Genomic DNA, 16,198 nt, shown 5'->3' with positions numbered 1-16,198 from the left:
GCGCTTCCCCCTTCGTCGGCCGGAGGCCGCTACCGGCTGTAGTGGATTTGAATATCCAACCCTCCGGTTGCCGCGACGATAACAAGATCCAGTCCGCTCGGCCACCCTGGATCAGTAAAGGCTCAGCAGCGCCTCCACCGCGTCCGGAGCCGGGGAGTCCCCGTCGGGCAGGGCCAGTTCGAACCAGACGGTCTTGCCGTGCGGCGTGCGCCTGCTGCCCCACGCGGCGCTGAGCAGGCCGACGAGCTGGAGCCCCCGGCCGCCCTCGTCCGTATCGCGGGCACGGCGCCGGCGCGGCTGGACCAGGCCGCCGTCCCAGACCTCGCACACCAGCGTCCGGTCCAGCAGCAGCCGCAGCCGGATCTCCCCCTCGCCGTACCGCAGCGCATTGGTGACCAGCTCGCTGACCAGCAGCTCCGTCGTGTCCACCAGGCTCTCCAGGCCCCACGCGAGGAGCTGGTCGCGGGCCGTCTCCCGGGCGCGGGCGACCGAGCGGGGCTCCGGCGGCAGCGTCCAGTCGCCGACGCGGTCCTCGGGCAGGCCGCGCAGCCGCGCCATGAGCAGCGCGATGTCGTCCTCGCCGTGGTGGGTGTCCAGCGCGCCCAGGACGTGGTCGCAGACCTCCTCCAGCGGCCGCGCCGGGTCCGTCAGCGCCTCCCGGAAGGCGTTCAGGCCCTCGTCCAGCGGATGGTCGCGGGACTCCACCAGGCCGTCCGTGTAGAGGGCGAGGAGCGCGCCGTCCGGCAGATCGATCTCCGTCTCCTCGAACGGCTCGCCCCCGACGCCCAGCGGCATCCCCGGCGGCACGTCCAGCAGCGTCGCGGGCCGGCCCGCCTCGACCAGGACCGGCGGCAGGTGCCCGGCGTTGGCGACCGTGCAGCGGCGGGTGACCGGGTCGTAGACGGCGTAGACGCACGTCGCCAGATAGACCTCGGAGAGGTCCGCCGCCCGCACCCCGCCGCGGACCCCGCGCGACGCGGACTGCTTGCCGCCCGGCCTGCCGAGACCGTGGGCGATCTCGTCCAGCGCGGAGAGCACCTCGGCCGGCTCCAGATCCAGCATGGCCAGGGTACGGACGGCCGTGCGCAGCTCGCCCATGGCCACGGCGGCCCGCAGCCCACGGCCCATCACATCGCCGACGACCAGGGCCGTCCGGTGACCGGGCAGCTCGATCACATCGAACCAGTCGCCGCCCACCTCCGTCGCCGCGTTGGCCGGCAGATAGCGGCAGGCGATGTCGAGCCCGGCCGCCTCGGGGTCGCCCGGCGGCAGCAGGCTGCGCTGGAGGATCAGCGCCCGCTCGTGCTCCCTCCGGTAGAGCCGGGCGTTGTCGATGCAGACCGCCGCGCGCGCCGCCAGCTCCACGGCCAGGGCGGTGTCCCGCTCGCCGAAGGGCTCGCTGCCCTTCGTGCGGGAGAACTGGGCCAGCCCCACCACCACGTCCCGGGCGACCATCGGGACGGCGAGCGTCGACCGCACCACCGCGCCCAGCTCCGGCCCCTCCTCGCGCTCCCGGCGCGGCACCACCTGCGCCTGCGCGGTGCGCAGCGCCCCGGCGCACGGCGAGTGGAAGGGGTAGCGGTGCACCTCCCCCACCTGGATGGGCTTGTCACCGCCGTCGACCGGCGCCCCCGAGACCGCGCTGGCGTACGCGACGCGGCGCAGCTCCCCGCTGCCGTCCGCGAGGCCGGGCGGGGCCTCGTCGCCGGCGAGCAGGCCCTGATAGAGGTCCACGGAGGCCAGGTCGCAGAACTGCGGCACGGCGACGGCCAGCAGCTCCCGCGCCGTGGTCTCCAGGTCCAGGCTGTTGCCGATCCGGGCGCCCGCCTCGTTGAGCAGCGCCAGATTACGGCGTACGCCCGCGGCCTCCCGCTCGGCGCGGCGGCGGCCGGTGACATCGGTGGCGAGCGCGGCCACGCCGATCGGCCTCCCGCTGCCGCTGTGCAGCCGGTAGAGCGAGACCGACCAGCGGCGGCGCTCGTTCTGGCCGGGCACGGGCCCGACGAGCTGAATGTCCGACACCGGCTTGCCGGTGGCCAGGACTTGGCGCAGGGCGGCCGTCAGCCGCTCGGCCTCGCCGCGCGGCAGGAAGTCGTGCGGGGTACGGCCCCGGTGCCAGGCGGCCGGGCGGCCGAAGGTCTGGGCGAAGCTCTCGTTGACGCGCAGCAGGGTGAGATCGGTACCGAAGAAGAAGAAACCCAGCGGAGATTGGCCGAAAACGGCTTCGGACGCCGCGATGTCGGTCTCTATGCCGCGCAGCGCCCGGACGTCGACGGCGACGCAGAGCGCGGCGCGCTCCCCGCGGCCGGTCTCGGTGGGCATCACATAGATCTCGGCGAGCCCGGACGGCTGCCGGTGGTCGCGCGGGCCGCCGCGCCGGTCGCCGCGCTGGTACGGGACGATGCCGGTCCACTCCCGGCCGTCCGGGCCGCCCTCGCCCAGGAAGGGGACGAGCGGACGCCCGGGCTCCGGGGCGGCGAAGAGCTCCGCGGGGTCCTTGCCGACGGCCTGCCGCGCCGCTATGCCGAAGAGCTCGGCCGCGCGCTCGCTCCACTGCTCGATCCGCCCGTCGGGACCCAGGGCGAAGGAGGCCACGCGAATGTAGTCGTAGAGGGATCCGGGCGGACTGTTCTGCCACATCACATCGGCGTGGAGTGCCTCCGGCGTGCTGTCCGCCGTACCCGCTGGCTTTTCGCTCACGTGCCCGTCCCCTCCGGCTCATGTGCTCGCACCGGCATCAGAAGGCCGAGTATCCAGCACAGGGGCCCTTCGGAACACGGACTTCACGATCACAGCACGGTCTCAACCCGCTATGTCTCCTCACCGGGTTCCTAACCGGGCAGACTGAGCTCGAACCACACTGTTTTGCCGGTGTTTCCCCGGCGGGTTCCCCAGCGACGCGAGGCGCATGCCACCAATTGCAGGCCCCGGCCGCCCTCGTCGTCGGGGTGGGCGACGCGCTCGGTGGGCGGATCGGGCAGCGGATCGGACACCTCCACCAGCAGTGTGGGCCCGGCGTGGGAGTACATCCGTACGCCGATGGGCCCGCTCGCGTACCGCAGGGAGTTGGTGACGAGCTCGCTGACCAGCAGCACCGTCACATCCGTGACCGAGCCGAGGCCCCACTCCTCCAGGGTGGTGCGCACCAGGGTGCGCGCGGTCCGTACGGCGCCGGGCTCGGCGGGGAAGCTCCACTCGGCGAAGCCGGGCGTCGACGCCAGGGCCCTCGCGCTCTCGCTCACGCCGATCACTTCCCAGACCCGCTGCGGCCCCGCCCGGGAATAACCGGGTACGGGGAGAATAATCAGCACATACCCGATATGGCGGGCTGACTATCTTCTTCGGCGGTCCGGGGTCGTCGGCTGTGACACGGATGGCGTAACCGGGCCGTTCGCGCGAGGGGTACGCGGGGCGGGTGACGGCCCGGGGCGGCGGTGGGGGCCCGGGGCTGGGGAAACCTCCGGGCCCGGGGCGGGGGAAACCTCCCGGCCCGGGGCTGGGGAAACTCCCCGGTCCGGGCCCCACGAGCCGCTTCCGCGCGGCCCCGCGGCCTCTTTCCGCGCGGCCCCGCGATCTCTTCCCGCGCGGCCCCGCGACCTCTTCCCGCACCGTCGCGCGGTGTCCCCGCGCCCTGCCGCGCGGTGTCCTCAGACCCCGGACGCGCCGGCCCGGCCGAGCAGGCGGGCCGCGGCCGCCACCGCCGGGCGGTCCTGGTCGAGCCAGTCGACCTCGTCGACACGGTCGGGGGTGAGCCAGCGCAGCTCGTCGTGGTCCTGGAGCGGGCGCGCCTCACCGTCGATCAGCCGGGCCGTCCAGACCTGGAGGACGTACGGCGGCCGCAACGGCCACTCGCCCTCGATCCGCTCCAGGGGCTCGACCTCCACGCCGAGCTCCTCACGGAGCTCCCGCACCAGCGCCTGCTCGGCGCTCTCGCCCGCTTCGAGCTTGCCGCCGGGCAGCTCCCAGCGTCCCGCCAGCTCGGGCGGGGCACTGCGCCGCGCCGCCAGCAGCCGGCCCTGGTCGAAGACCGCTCCGCCCACCACCACACGCACCGTCGTCATGAGGGGCAAGCCTAGGTGGTCGCGGGGGCCCGGCGACCGGGGGAGGGTCGGTGGGCGGGCCTCCCGCCCGCGGCGTGGCCCCGCCGCCGTCCCTCGCCGAAGGCGGCATGCCGACGAGCCGAGGCGGAAGTCCCGCTGTTCGAGGCACGCAGGCGCCGGAGAGGGCACACCGGCCGCGCCTCAGGAGTGGGCGCGCCGGCCCCGCCTCAGGAGAGGGCGCGGCCGACCCGCTCGACTATGTAGAGCCCGCTGCGGGCGCGGGCGTCCAGCCGCTCGGCCACCTGATCGGCCTCCGTCTTGGTGGCGTAACGCCCGACGCGGTAGCGGTTGCCGCTTTCGTCCTCGCGGATCACCAGCCAGGGCAGGATCGGTCCGCTGTCCGTCATCGCCCCTGCCCTTCCGCCGGTGCGCGCACCGGCGCACACCTTTCGGCGTCTCCCCGAGAAACCGCAGTCCGCATATGCCCGAGCGTACGCCCGACCTTTACGCAGCGGATACGCTTTTTCACGAAGAGGTACGCATTCGGCCATCAGGGTGGTCCGGGGACGCACGAAGGGGCGGCCCCGGGCCCGTTACGGACCCTGGACCGCCCCTTCCTGCTGAAGGAGGCCGGTCAGGCTGTCAGGCAGCCGTCAGGACTTCGCCAGCGACGGCTCGGAGCGGCCGTCGGACTCGTCCGCCCCGCCCTCCGACTCCGCGAGCTCGGTCATCTCCTTCTCGACCTGGACGAGCGTCGGGTTGCGCCAGGCGCTCTTCACGCCCCAGAAGTAGAAGGCGACGGCGATCAGGGCGACGACCACGATGTCCCAGCCGGGGGCCAGGTAGCCCTTGCCGCCGAACTCCTCGCCGCCGGCCCAGGACACGAAGGCCATGACGAGCAGGTAGGCGACCATCCAGGCGCCGGCCATCAGGTGCGGCTTCAGCTCGGCCCACGGCTTGCGCAGCTCGTACCAGGCCCAGATCGGCAGGCCGATGGCCATGATGAAGATGACCTTGCCGGTCAGCGGCCAGCGGGCCCAGTACATGACCAGGGAGCCGAAGATCATCGCGATGGGCGCGATCACCGGCATGGCCTTCAGCCTGACCGGGCGCTTCATGCCGGGGGCGATGCGGCGCAGGGACATCACGGCGACGGGGCCGGTGATGTACGAGATGACCGTGGCCACACCGACGATCTCGGCGATCGAGCCCCAGCCGCGGAAGACGGCCAGGAAGATGAACGAGATCACCAGGTTGAGCAGCAGGGCCGGCTTCGGCACACCGGTCTTGGGGTCGACCTTGCCGAAGACCTTCGGCAGGTGGCCGTTCTCCTGGACGCCGTGGATCATGCGCGAGGTGGTGGCCGCGTAGATCATGCCGGTGCCGGACGGGGAGACGAAGGCGTCCGCGTAGAGCAGCAGCGCGAGCCAGTTCAGGCCCCAGGCGATGGAGAGGTCGGCGAGCGGGGACTTGTAGCCCAGCGCGTTCCAGCCACCGCTCGCGGTCAGGTCCTGGGCCGGGACGGCCATCAGGAACGCGACCTGGAGGGCGATGTAGATCACCAGGGCGATCAGGATGGAGCCGATGACCGCCTTCGGCAGCGACTTGCCGGGGTTACGGGCCTCGGCGGCCATGTTCAGCGGCGACTGGAAGCCGTTGAAGGCCCAGACGATGCCCGCGACCGCGACCGCGCTGAAGACCGCGCTCCAGCCGTTCGGGGCGAAGCCGCCGTGGTCGGTGATGTTGCTGGTGTCGAAGTGGGCGAACATCAGCGCGCCCGCCGTCAGCACGGGCACGACGACCTTGAACACGGTGATCGCGTTGTTCGTCTTGGCGAACAGGGTGATCGCGAACCAGTTCAGGAAGAAGTAGAAGACCACCAGGATGCTGGCGAGCGCGAGACCGGTTCCGGTCAGCTCCTTGCCGTCGTACAGGTTCTCGGCCCAGGAGAAGTCCCACGAGCTCATGTACTGGATCGACGCGGTCGCCTCACCGGGGATCACGGAGACGATCGCGATCCAGTTGGCCCAGGCGGCCATGTAGCCCGCCAGCGAGCCGTGCGAGAACTGGCCGTACCGCACCATGCCGCCGGCCTTGGGGAACATCGAGCCGAGCTCGGTGTAGGTGAGGGCGATGGTCAGCGCCACGACGGCGCCGATGACCCAGGCGAGGATGGCGGCGGGGCCGGCGAGCGCGGCGGCGCGCTCGGCACCGAAGAGCCAGCCGGAGCCGATGATCGACCCGAGGCCCACGGCGGTCAGAGCCGTCGTGCCAAGCGTCCGGCGGTAGTTGGAGTTAGAACCCTGTTCGGTACTCAAGCCCCGGATCTCCTTTTCTTTCTTCTCCCTCACGGCAGGACACAAACCGCGCCATCGTATGAGTGATTTGGACGCCCACATTCCGCGAAAAGCCTCTGACCTGGCCGTATGTGAGTTTTGCAACACAAAGACCCGCCCTGCCTTATCGGGGCAGAGCGGGACATAGTGCGCACTTCCTACCCGCCGGTACGAAGCGGCGGGTAGTGCGTCATGGCCGGTTCACGGTGGCGTCACACGTGCTTCACCGGAAGGTGGTACCCGGCTGCCTCGCCGGAAGGCGGCACGCGGTCACGTCACCGGAAGGCGGCGGCCGGTGGCGCTTCACCGGAAAGTGGTAGCCGGTGTCACTTCACCGGAAGGTGGTACGCGACGCGGTACCGCTCGGCGAGGACGACGATGTCCGCCGTCTCCACGGGGCAGCCGCCCGCGAAGTACGTGCGCGAGACGACCACCACGTAGTGGCCGGGGACGCCGCCGAGGGCCAGGACCTCCTCCGCGAGGCCGGGGCGGGCGCTGACCTCCTCCGCGACGTTGTCCACGATCAGATCGATGGCGGCCATCCGCTCGACGACGCCGCGCCCGGCCAGCGGGCCCTCCTCGGGGAGCATCACGGGCGTCCGCCCCGTGACGGCCAGCGGCTCCCAGGAGGTCGAGAGCATCACCGGCTCGCCGCCGGCCCGGAAGAGGTAGTCCGTCCGCATGGCGCGGTCGCCCGTGGCGATCCGCAGCCGGCGGGCCAGGGCGGTGTCGACCGCCACCTGCTCGCTGCGGGACTCCCAGGTGCCCTTCACCCGGCTGTCGGCCTGCTCCTGGCGGAAGGGGGTGGACTCCCCGGCCGTGCGATAGCCCGTACGGGCCAGGGCGCGCGGCACGGGCTGCTCCCGCACATAGGTGCCGGAGCCGGACCGCCCCTCGACCAGTCCCTCGGCCATCAGGACCTTGCGGGCCTCCAGGGCGACGGTGTCGGAGACGCCGTACTGCTCGCGGATGCGGGCCTGGGAGGGGAGGCGGGTGTGCGGCGGCAGCTCGCCTGCGACGATCTTCTGTCGAAGATCGCCGGCGACTCGAAGGTATGCGGGCTGGTCACCGAAGGCCACGTCCACTCCCAAGGGGTTGACAGTCCGCAACAGCTTGGCAACCCAGGGTTGCGGTGCGCAACTTCTGGCCAGAGTTTCACTAGATGTAGTGAATTGCAGTTCAGGGACGTGTGATCGGGGTGGCGTACGCACATGCGGACGCCGCCCTTCCAGGGCGCGTCTGCAATTATGCGCGCGCGGTGCACGGCGCGATACACCGCGTCACCACTCTGAGTGACCGGCCCGCCGTGCGCGGACGGCGCGCGGAGTCGGCGCGAGCGCCTCACCGAGGGGCACGACGGCGGCCCCGGACGTGTCCTCGGGGCCCGGGCCGGCACTACGTCTCCGTGCCGCCCGCCAGCCGTCCTCGCGTCGCCCCGCCCCCGAAGGTGGCCGGCAGCAGGCCCGCCATGATGACGCCGCCCAGCAGCGCGCCGCCCAGGGCGCGCGCGGGCCGGGGCGCCTCGGGGTCGTAGGCGGCCGGCCTCCCCGTGCCGGTCCCGGTCAGATAGTCGGTGACATCGTGCTCGGCCAGCGCGCGGGCCTGACGCGCCAGCGAGTCGGCGTGGCCGGTCGCCGACAGGATCTCCTTGCCCTCGTCGGCCGGCAGGCGGCGGGCCCGGGCGAGGTGGCGCTCCGCCTCGGCGAGCCGGGTGCGGGCCCGGCAGCCGACGGCGCCGCGGTGGGTGCTGACGAAGTCCCGGGCCGCCGCCACCTCGCCGCGCGCGGCGAGCACCGCCCGTTCGACCCGCCGCCTGGCCCGCCGCTCGTCCGCCCGGCTGCCGCCCGCCCGTACCGCCTCCGCGTCGAGCGAGGCCGCCGCCTCCTCGACGCGCCGCAGCACCGCCCGGGGGTCGTACCGCCCGCCCGCCATGTCGCGCCGCACCTCGGTCAGCACCCGCCCGGCGGTGGCCGCCCGCCGGGCGCCCTCCGCCGAGGTGGGGCCGCTCCGGGCGGCCGCCAGCCCCGCCTCGGCGTCCAGCACGGCGGCTCTCAGCCGGGCCGCCGTGCCCGTCAGCTCGTGGGCCCGCCGCAGGGCCGCCGTGGTGAGGGTGCGGGCCTGGGACAGGGCGGCCTCGGCGGCGCGCAGGGAGACCACCGCGCCGTCCGCGTCACCGGCCTCCAGGGTCCGGCGGGCCTCGGCCAGCCCCGCCGTGGCGAAGGCCAGCCGGTCCCGGGCCTCCGCGGGGTGCCGGGCGAAGGCGCTGAGCGCCGTGCCCGCGCAGCAGCCGGTGAGAGCGGTGAGCGCCGCCTCGGCGGTGTCGACGCGGGGTGCCAGCGCCCGGGCCGCGGCCTCGGCGTGCGCGAGGACCCCCGCCGCGTTGGCCCGCAGTCCCCGCAGCCGGTCGAACGCCTCGGACTCGGCGTCCAGCCGGCGGTTGGCGCTGGTGCAGTGGGAGCAGATCTCGTCCAGCACGCGGCGGCGCAGCTCCGGGTCCTCGTACGGCGCGTCGTCGAGCCGCTGCCGCAGCCGGAAGGCGTCGGCGAGCTCGCCCTTGGCGTAGCCGACGGCCTCGGCGAAGGGCCGGGTCGCCGCGCCGCCCAGCTGGGCGGTGGCGAAGAGCAGCTCCTCGGCGCTGGTGCGCACGGCGTCGTCCGTACCGACCAGTGCGCGGGCGGCCTCGGCCTCCAGGGCGGGCAGCGGCGTCAGCGGCTGGACCATCCGGGTGAGCCCGGGCTCGGTCGACGTGCCGACGGCGGTCCGGTCGATCCGGACGGTCCCGTTGATCCCGTCGATCCGGTCCACCCGGCCCGTGCGGGCCGCCCGGGCCGCCGCCCTGCGGGCCCGCCGGTCCGCCCGGCGCCGCGCCGCCCGCCGGGAGCACAGGCAGAGGACCGTCAGACAGACCGCGGCGGCGACGGCCACGGGCAGCCACACCGCGCGGTGCCGGGGCACCAGCCCGCCGCCCGGGTCGCTGTCGCCGGGGGAGATCGCGGGCGGCCGGACCGGTTCGCCCCGGAGTACGGAGCCGTAGCCGTCCGCCGCGCCGATGGCCGCCCCGGCCCAGTCGTGCTGGGACACGGCGGGCGCGATCGCGGTGGCCGCGACGGCGTCGAGCTGGGCGCGGCGGAAGCCGGAGTCCCCGGCGGCGGAGACGGCGTACTGCTGCCGGTGCGTGGCGACGGCGAGCAGCACGTCGCGCGGGCCGAGACCGTTGCGGTCGGCCGTGGCGTCCGCCCAGTCGTGCCCGGAGCGGCCGGAGAAGTCCCGTACATAGGTGACGTAGAGCTGGATGCGGTGCGTGCTGTGCAGCTTGTCGAGCGCCGAGATCACCTGGGCGCGGCGGCGGCCGAGCGCGCCCACGGTGTCGGTGATCCGGCCCCCGGTGTCCAGGTCGAGGGGGGTGTCGGCGCGGGCGGGCGGGCCCGGCAGCAGCAACGCGCACAGCGTGAGGAGGGCGAGGAGGGCCCTGACCCTGGCCCCGCCCGGCGCCGGCGGACGGTACCGCCTCGAAAGCCGCGTCACATTTGTGAGCGTATGGCGGTAGTGTCCGACCCGCTACCGGGAGCGCGGGGCCATTTACGGTCTGTATTCGCGCCTGCTCGCGCCCCTTCTCGCGCCCCCTGTCACGCTCCGCGCCGGCGGATCTTGCTGCCGAGCCAGACCAGCGGGTCGTACTTACGGTCGACCGCGCGCTCCTTGAGCGGAATCAGGGCATTGTCGGTGATCTTGATGTGTTCGGGGCAGACCTCCGTGCAGCACTTGGTGATGTTGCAGTAGCCCAGTCCGTGCTCCTCCTGCGCGGCCCGCTTGCGGTCCAGGCCGGTCTCGGCCGCGGCGTCCAGGGGGTGCATGTCCAGCTCGGCGACGCGCATCAGGAAGCGGGGCCCGGCGAAGGCGGTCTTGTTCTCCTCGTGGTCGCGCACCACATGGCAGGTGTCCTGGCACAGGAAGCACTCGATGCACTTGCGGAACTCCTGGGAGCGGCCGACGTCCTCCTGCCGCATCCGGTACTCCCCGGGCGCCAGGCCGGGCGGCGGGACGAACGCGGGGACCTCGCGCGCCTTGGCGTAGTTGAACGACACGTCCGTCACCAGGTCCCGGACGACCGGGAAGGCGCGCATCGGGGTGACGGTCACGGTCTCGCCGGGGGGCAGGGACGACATCCGGGTCATGCACATCAGCCGCGGCCTGCCGTTGATCTCCGCGCTGCAGGAACCGCACTTGCCCGCCTTGCAGTTCCAGCGGACGGCCAGGTCGGTGGCCTCGGTGGCCTGGAGCCGGTGGATGACGTCCAGGACGACCTCGCCGTCGTTGACGGCGACGGTGTGGTCGGCGAGCTCCCCGCCGGACGCGTCCCCTCGCCATACCCGGAAGTGGGCGTCGTAGCTCACGGTGCGGTCAGCTCCTCGTCGGTCAGGTACTTCATCAGCTCGTCCTTCTCGAAGAGCGCCAGCAGGTCGCCCCGGATCGGCGGCATCGCGCGCCGCTCCACCTCGATCAGCCCCAGCAGCGGATCGGCCTCGTCGCTCTCCGCCAGCAGCCGGCAGACCAGGTTGACCTGGCGCCACCGCCGGTCCATCGCCGGATGGTCGTCGCGCGTGTGCCCGCCCCGGCTCTCGGTGCGCTCCAGGGCCGCGCGCGCCACGCACTCGCTGACCAGCAGCATGTTGCGCAGGTCGATGGCCAGGTGCCAGCCGGGGTTGAACTGCCGGTGCCCCTCCACGCCCGCACGCCGGGACCGGCCGCGCAGCAGCGCCAGCCGGCGCAGCGCCTCCGTCATCTCCGGTCCCTTGCGGATGATGCCCACCAGGTCGTTCATGGACTGCTGGAGCTCCTGGTGCAGGGTGTACGGGTTCTCGGCCGGGCCGGGGGCGCCCTCGGCCCCTCCCGCCCCGCCGGCCCCACCGCCTTCCGCGCTGAACGGGCGCAGCGCCTCGGCCTCCGCCGCCTCGACGTCGGCGTCGGTGACGGCGGGCCGGCCGGGCCCGGTGAGGCCGGTCGCGTACCGGGCGGCGTGCAGCCCGGCGCGGCGGCCGAAGACCAGCAGGTCGGAGAGGGAGTTGCCGCCCAGCCGGTTGGAGCCGTGCATCCCGCCCGCGACCTCGCCGGCGGCGAACAGGCCGGGCACGCCGGTCGCGGCCGCCGTGTCCGGGTCGACGTCCACGCCGCCCATCACGTAGTGGCAGGTGGGGCCCACCTCCATCGGCTCCGCCGTGATGTCCACGTCCGCCAGTTCCTTGAACTGGTGGTGCATGGACGGCAGCTTGCGGCGGATCTCCTCGGCCGGCAGCCGGCTGGAGATGTCCAGGAAGACCCCGCCGTGCGGGCTGCCGCGGCCGGCCTTGACCTCGGAGTTGATGGCGCGGGCCACCTCGTCGCGGGGGAGCAGCTCGGGCGGCCGGCGGTTGTGGTCGGGGTCCTTGTACCAGCGGTCGCCCTCGGCCTCGGACTCCGCGTACTTCTCCTTGAAGACGTCCGGGACGTAGTCGAACATGAACCGCTTGCCGTCGCTGTTGCGCAGCACCCCGCCGTCGCCGCGGACGGACTCGGTGACGAGGATGCCCTTGACGGACGGCGGCCAGACCATGCCCGTCGGGTGGAACTGCACGAACTCCATGTTGATCAGCGAGGCACCGGCGAGCAGCGCCAGCGCGTGGCCGTCGCCGGTGTACTCCCAGGAGTTCGACGTCACCTTGAAGGACTTGCCGATGCCGCCGGTGGCCAGCACCACGGCGGGGGACTCGATCACGAAGAAGCGCCCGGACTCGCGTTCGTAGCCGAAGACGCCCGAGATCCTGTTGCCGTCCTTGAGCAGGCGGGTGACGGTGCACTCCTGGAAGACCTTCAGCCGGGCCTCGTAGTCGCCGTGCTCCCGCAGGTCCTCCTGCTGGAGGGCGACGATCTTCTGCTGGAGGGTGCGGATCAGCTCCAGGCCCGTACGGTCGCCGACGTGCGCCAGCCGGGGGTACTCGTGCCCGCCGAAGTTGCGCTGCGAGATCTTCCCGTCCTTGGTGCGGTCGAAGACCGCGCCCCAGGTCTCCAGCTCCCAGACCCGGTCGGGGGCCTCCCTGGCGTGCAGTTCGGCCATCCGCCAGTGGTTGAGGAATTTGCCCCCGCGCATGGTGTCTCTGAAGTGCACCTGCCAGTTGTCGCCCTCGTTGACATTGCCCATGCTGGCGGCGATGCCGCCCTCGGCCATGACCGTGTGGGCCTTGCCGAAGAGCGACTTGCAGATGACGGCGCAGCGCAGGCCCTGCTCCCGGGCCTCGATGGCGGCCCGCAGTCCCGCGCCGCCGGCGCCGACCACGACCACGTCCCAGTCCTGTCGTGCCGTACGCGACATCAGTAGCCCCTCCTAGAAAAAGCGCGGATCGTCGAAGGCGCCACTGGCGACCAGATAGACGTAGAAGTCGGCGGCCGCCACGCTGATCAGGGAGGCCCACGCGAGCAGCATGTGCCGGGCGTTGAGCGCGCTGACCCAGCCCCACATGCGGTAGCGCACCGGGTGCTTGGAGAAGGTGCGGATCCGGCCGCCGACGATGTGCCGGCAGGAGTGGCAGGAGAGGGTGTACGCCCAGATCAGCGCGATGTTCGCGAGGAGGACGAGGGTGCCGAGGCCCATGTGGCCCCATTCGCCCCGCTCGTCGCGGAAGCCCAGGGCCGTGTCATAGGTGAGGATGCCCGCGACGATCACCGCGAAGTAGAAGAAGTAGCGGTGGACGTTCTGCAGGATCAGCGGGAAGCGGGTCTCCCCGGTGTACTTCGCGTGCGGCTCGGCGACGGCGCAGGCGGGGGGCGAGGCCCAGAAGCCGCGGTAGTACGCCTTGCGGTAGTAGTAGCAGGTCAGCCGGAAGCCCAGCGGGAAGATCAGGATCAGCAGGGCGGGCGAGAGGCCCCACCAGGCGCCGAAGACCTCCCAGTCCGCGCCGCCCTTCATGGGGACGCAGTTCTCGGCGATGCAGGGGGAGTAGAAGGGCGAGACGTAGGGCGCGGCGTAGTAGGCGTCGTTCGCGAAGGCGCGCCAGGTGGAGTAGACGACGAACGCGAACAGTCCGGCGGCGGTGACCGCGGGCGCCAGCCACCAGCGGTCCGGGCGCAGGTGACGGGCGCCGATCGCGGCGCGCGAGGGGTGGTTGACGCCGCCGCGCGCGGGGGCGGCTCCGCCGGCGGCGGGGGCGGTGCCTGCTTGGGGGTCGGTACCAGTGGCCAAAGGGGACTCCGGTGAGGAGCGGGGATGGTCGGTGCCTGGCTGCCGCGGTGCCCGTGCCCGTCAGGGGGCGCGCCGGTCGCGGGCCCCGAGGCCCTCCTCGTCGGCGTCCGTCCACAGGGAGGCGTCGTACGGGGTGTCGGGGACCGGCACGGTCTCGGGGCGCGGGCGTTCCGCGGGGTGGATGTCCCGCAGGAGAGTGACGCTCTCGCGCAGGTGTGCGGCGTCGGTGCGGACCCGCCGCAGGTCCAGATCGCGGTTGCCCAGATGGCTCTCCAGACGGGTCAGCGCCCGGCCGAGCTCGTCCAGGCAGCGCTGAACTGCCGTCACTTCGTCGTTCAGGGACATGTCTTGCCCTCACTTCCGCGGTCGGCGGTTGCGGGTGGCGACGCTCATGCGACAGAGAGTGTCGCGCGTCACACCCCTCCAGCGGAAGATAGCGGTCACGATCGCGGCTTCGCGGGAGCGCATTCGCGCAGCGCCCGGGGGCCGCCGCACGTTCGGCCACGTGGGTGGCGTGTCCCCGCGGGGCGCCGTGTCGCCGGGGGTTCGAGCGGACTGTCACATTCAGTGGTGAGCAGTAGATGCGATCAGCGGCTCATCGCGCCGGACGCGCGCGATCCGGCAGCCGTCCCCGTCCCGGCGGAGGTATCCCATGGCCCCCCTCTCGATCCGCACCCGGCTCCGGCGCCGCTCCGCCGCCCTGCTGGCCGCCGGGATCCTGCTGCCGCTGCCCGTGCTGGCCGGCTGCGGCCTCGACGGGGACGACGCGGACGAGGGCGTGATCACCCCGCAGGACATCAACGCCCTGCCCCGCGACAAGGTCGCCGACAAGGGCACCCTGCGCTGGGCCGTGGACGCCCTGCCGGCCACCCTCAACACCTTCCAGTCGGACGCCGACGCCGCGACCCGCCGCGTCGCCGCGGCCGCCCTGCCCGCCCTCTTCACCCTGGACGACCACGGCCGCCCGCGCCGCGACCCCGACTACCTGGCCTCCGCCGAGGTCGTCCAGCGCGCCCCCCGCCAGGTCGTGGTCTACAAGCTCAACCCCCGGGCTGCCTGGAACGACGGCAAGGCCCTCTCGGCCGCCGACTTCCAGGCCCAGTGGCAGGCGCTGCGCGGCCGGGACAGCGGCTACTGGACGGCCCGCAACGCCGGCTACGACCGGATCGACCGGGTCGAGCAGGGCGCGGACGCCCACGAGGTCAAGGTCACCTTCGCCCGTCCCTGCGCCGACTGGGCCGCCCTCTTCACCCCGCTCTACCCGAAGTCCGTCATGGGCGACGCCAACGCCTTCAACGACAGCGCCCGCAACGAGCTCAAGGTCTCGGCCGGACCCTTCAAGGTCGGGCCGCGCGACAACGGCCAGGGCACCCTCACGCTCGTCCGCGACCCGAAGTGGTGGGGCGACCGGGCCAAGCTCGACCAGCTGGTGCTGCGGGCCGTGCCCCGCGGGGAGCGGGCCGCCGCGCTGGCCGCCGGCCGCCTGGACCTCGCCGACGTGGGCACGGCCGACGCCGACCGCATCGTGGCCGCGAACCGGCCGCGCGGGAGGAAGGGGGAGAACGGCAAGAAGGGCGAGAAGGGCGAGAAGGCGGAGAAGGGGGAGAAGGGGGAGAAGCGCGCCGCTCCGCCCGGGCCGCTGCGCGGCACGGCCGTCCGCCGGTCGCTGGAGCCCGCCTACACCCAGCTCGCCCTCAACGGCTCCTCGGGTGCCCTCGCCGATGAACGGGTGCGCCGCGCGGTGGCCCGCGCCCTCGACCGCAAGACCCTCGCTGAATCGGTTCTGCGCCCACTGGGCCTGCCCGCCGCGCCACAGGGCAGCCACCTCTTCATGGCCGGCCAGCAGGGCTACGAGGACAACAGCGACGCGATCGGCGGCACCGACCCCAAGGCGGCGGGACGGCTCCTCGCGGACGCGGGCTGGCGGGAGCACGGGCCCGCGCGCGGCACGGACGGCAAGCCGGCCCGCGTCGCGCCGCCCGTGCGGATGAAGGACGGCAAGAGGCTCACGCTCCGCTTCGTCCTGCCGGAGGGCTCCGCCGCCGAGCCGCTGCGGGCCGTCGGCGACCGCGTCGCCCGCCAGCTCGACGCCGTCGGGATCCACACGGAGATCACCAAGGTCGCCGACGCGGGCTACTTCAAGGACCACATCGCCGCCGGCACCTACGACCTCGCCCTCTACTCCTGGCCCGCCACCGCCTACCCCTCGACGGACGCCCGCCCGGTCTTCGCCAAGCCGCAGCCCGCCGCGGACGGCTCGCTGCTGGTCGAGCAGAACTACACCCGGGTGGGCACGGACCAGATCGACCAGCTCTTCGAGCAGGCGTCCACCGAGCTGGACACGGAGGTCTCCCGCGACCTGGTCGGCCGCGCGGACGCCCGGATCTGGGCGGCGGCCGGTTCGATCCCGCTCTACCAGCGCCCGGAGCTGGTGGCGGCCAGGGGCACGGTGGTGAACGCGGGCGCGTTCGGCCTGGCGACGCCGCGCTACCAGGACATCGGGTTCCGGCGCTAGGGCCCGGGCGGATCCGCCGCGTGTCCGGAAGGCCCGGCCGCGGCCCCGCCCCGGAGGGCTGAAACGGTCCGTCTTTCCCGAAGTAATCGCAGGT

12 protein-coding genes are annotated in these 16,198 nt (G+C 73.2%); 1 reads left to right on the top strand and 11 read right to left on the bottom strand.

Features of this window, described 5'->3' with window-relative positions; genetic code table 11:
* Nucleotides 1-111 precede the first annotated feature (111 nt).
* The 11 genes from LUZ64_RS16200 to LUZ64_RS16150 all read right to left on the bottom strand — a co-directional run bounded on the left by LUZ64_RS16200 (nt 112) and on the right by LUZ64_RS16150 (nt 13,934).
* The gene (locus tag LUZ64_RS16200) at nt 112-2,640 is read right to left on the bottom strand and encodes a SpoIIE family protein phosphatase (RefSeq protein WP_095581473.1); all 2,529 of its coding nucleotides are present in this window, start codon (nt 2,638-2,640) and stop codon (nt 112-114) included.
* 191 nt (nt 2,641-2,831) lie between these two features.
* The gene (locus tag LUZ64_RS16195) at nt 2,832-3,251 is read right to left on the bottom strand and encodes an ATP-binding protein (protein ID WP_107426620.1); all 420 of its coding nucleotides are present in this window, start codon (nt 3,249-3,251) and stop codon (nt 2,832-2,834) included.
* Nucleotides 3,252-3,647: 396 nt separating this feature from the next.
* The gene (locus tag LUZ64_RS16190; protein WP_095581424.1) at nt 3,648-4,061 is read right to left on the bottom strand and encodes a (deoxy)nucleoside triphosphate pyrophosphohydrolase; all 414 of its coding nucleotides are present in this window, start codon (nt 4,059-4,061) and stop codon (nt 3,648-3,650) included.
* A 206-nt stretch (nt 4,062-4,267) separates the two neighbouring features.
* Nucleotides 4,268-4,447, bottom strand: a complete 180-nt coding sequence (locus LUZ64_RS16185; protein WP_095581425.1) for an SPOR domain-containing protein — start codon at nt 4,445-4,447, stop codon at nt 4,268-4,270.
* 246 nt (nt 4,448-4,693) lie between these two features.
* On the bottom strand, nt 4,694-6,358 hold the full coding sequence (locus LUZ64_RS16180) for an APC family permease (protein ID WP_232390259.1): 1,665 nt from the start codon (nt 6,356-6,358) through the stop codon (nt 4,694-4,696).
* 344 nt (nt 6,359-6,702) lie between these two features.
* Nucleotides 6,703-7,455, bottom strand: a complete 753-nt coding sequence (locus LUZ64_RS16175) for a GntR family transcriptional regulator (RefSeq protein ID WP_095581429.1) — start codon at nt 7,453-7,455, stop codon at nt 6,703-6,705.
* A gap of 316 nt (nt 7,456-7,771) precedes the next feature.
* Nucleotides 7,772-9,901, bottom strand: a complete 2,130-nt coding sequence (locus LUZ64_RS16170) for a TPM domain-containing protein (protein ID WP_232390258.1) — start codon at nt 9,899-9,901, stop codon at nt 7,772-7,774.
* Between the two features lie 101 nt (nt 9,902-10,002).
* Nucleotides 10,003-10,770 (bottom strand): succinate dehydrogenase/fumarate reductase iron-sulfur subunit, encoded by a 768-nt coding sequence (locus tag LUZ64_RS16165; RefSeq protein WP_095581428.1) that lies wholly within the window; start codon nt 10,768-10,770, stop codon nt 10,003-10,005.
* Entirely contained in the window at nt 10,767-12,722 is a 1,956-nt protein-coding gene (locus tag LUZ64_RS16160; protein WP_232390257.1) for a fumarate reductase/succinate dehydrogenase flavoprotein subunit, read from the bottom strand. Before LUZ64_RS16160 ends, LUZ64_RS16165 begins: the two co-directional genes overlap by 4 nt.
* A 12-nt stretch (nt 12,723-12,734) precedes the next feature.
* Nucleotides 12,735-13,589 carry a succinate dehydrogenase subunit SdhC gene (gene sdhC / locus LUZ64_RS16155; protein WP_095579384.1) on the bottom strand — a complete coding sequence of 285 codons (855 nt, stop codon included), beginning with the start codon at nt 13,587-13,589 and terminating at the stop codon, nt 12,735-12,737.
* A gap of 60 nt (nt 13,590-13,649) precedes the next feature.
* A complete protein-coding gene (locus tag LUZ64_RS16150) occupies nt 13,650-13,934 on the bottom strand; it encodes an Rv0250c family protein (protein WP_095579385.1) in 285 nt (94 codons plus the stop codon).
* Between the two features lie 307 nt (nt 13,935-14,241).
* Here LUZ64_RS16150 and LUZ64_RS16145 point away from each other — a divergent pair, with 307 nt between their 5' ends.
* Nucleotides 14,242-16,104, top strand: coding sequence for an ABC transporter family substrate-binding protein (locus tag LUZ64_RS16145; RefSeq protein ID WP_095579386.1), 1,863 nt, complete (start codon nt 14,242-14,244; stop codon nt 16,102-16,104).
* Nucleotides 16,105-16,198 lie beyond the last annotated feature (94 nt).

The organism is Streptomyces albireticuli, from assembly GCF_021228125.1.
Taxonomy (GTDB): domain Bacteria; phylum Actinomycetota; class Actinomycetes; order Streptomycetales; family Streptomycetaceae; genus Streptomyces; species Streptomyces albireticuli.
The sequence above is the reverse complement of the archived record's forward strand: the minus strand, read 5'-3'. Positions and strand labels throughout refer to the sequence as shown.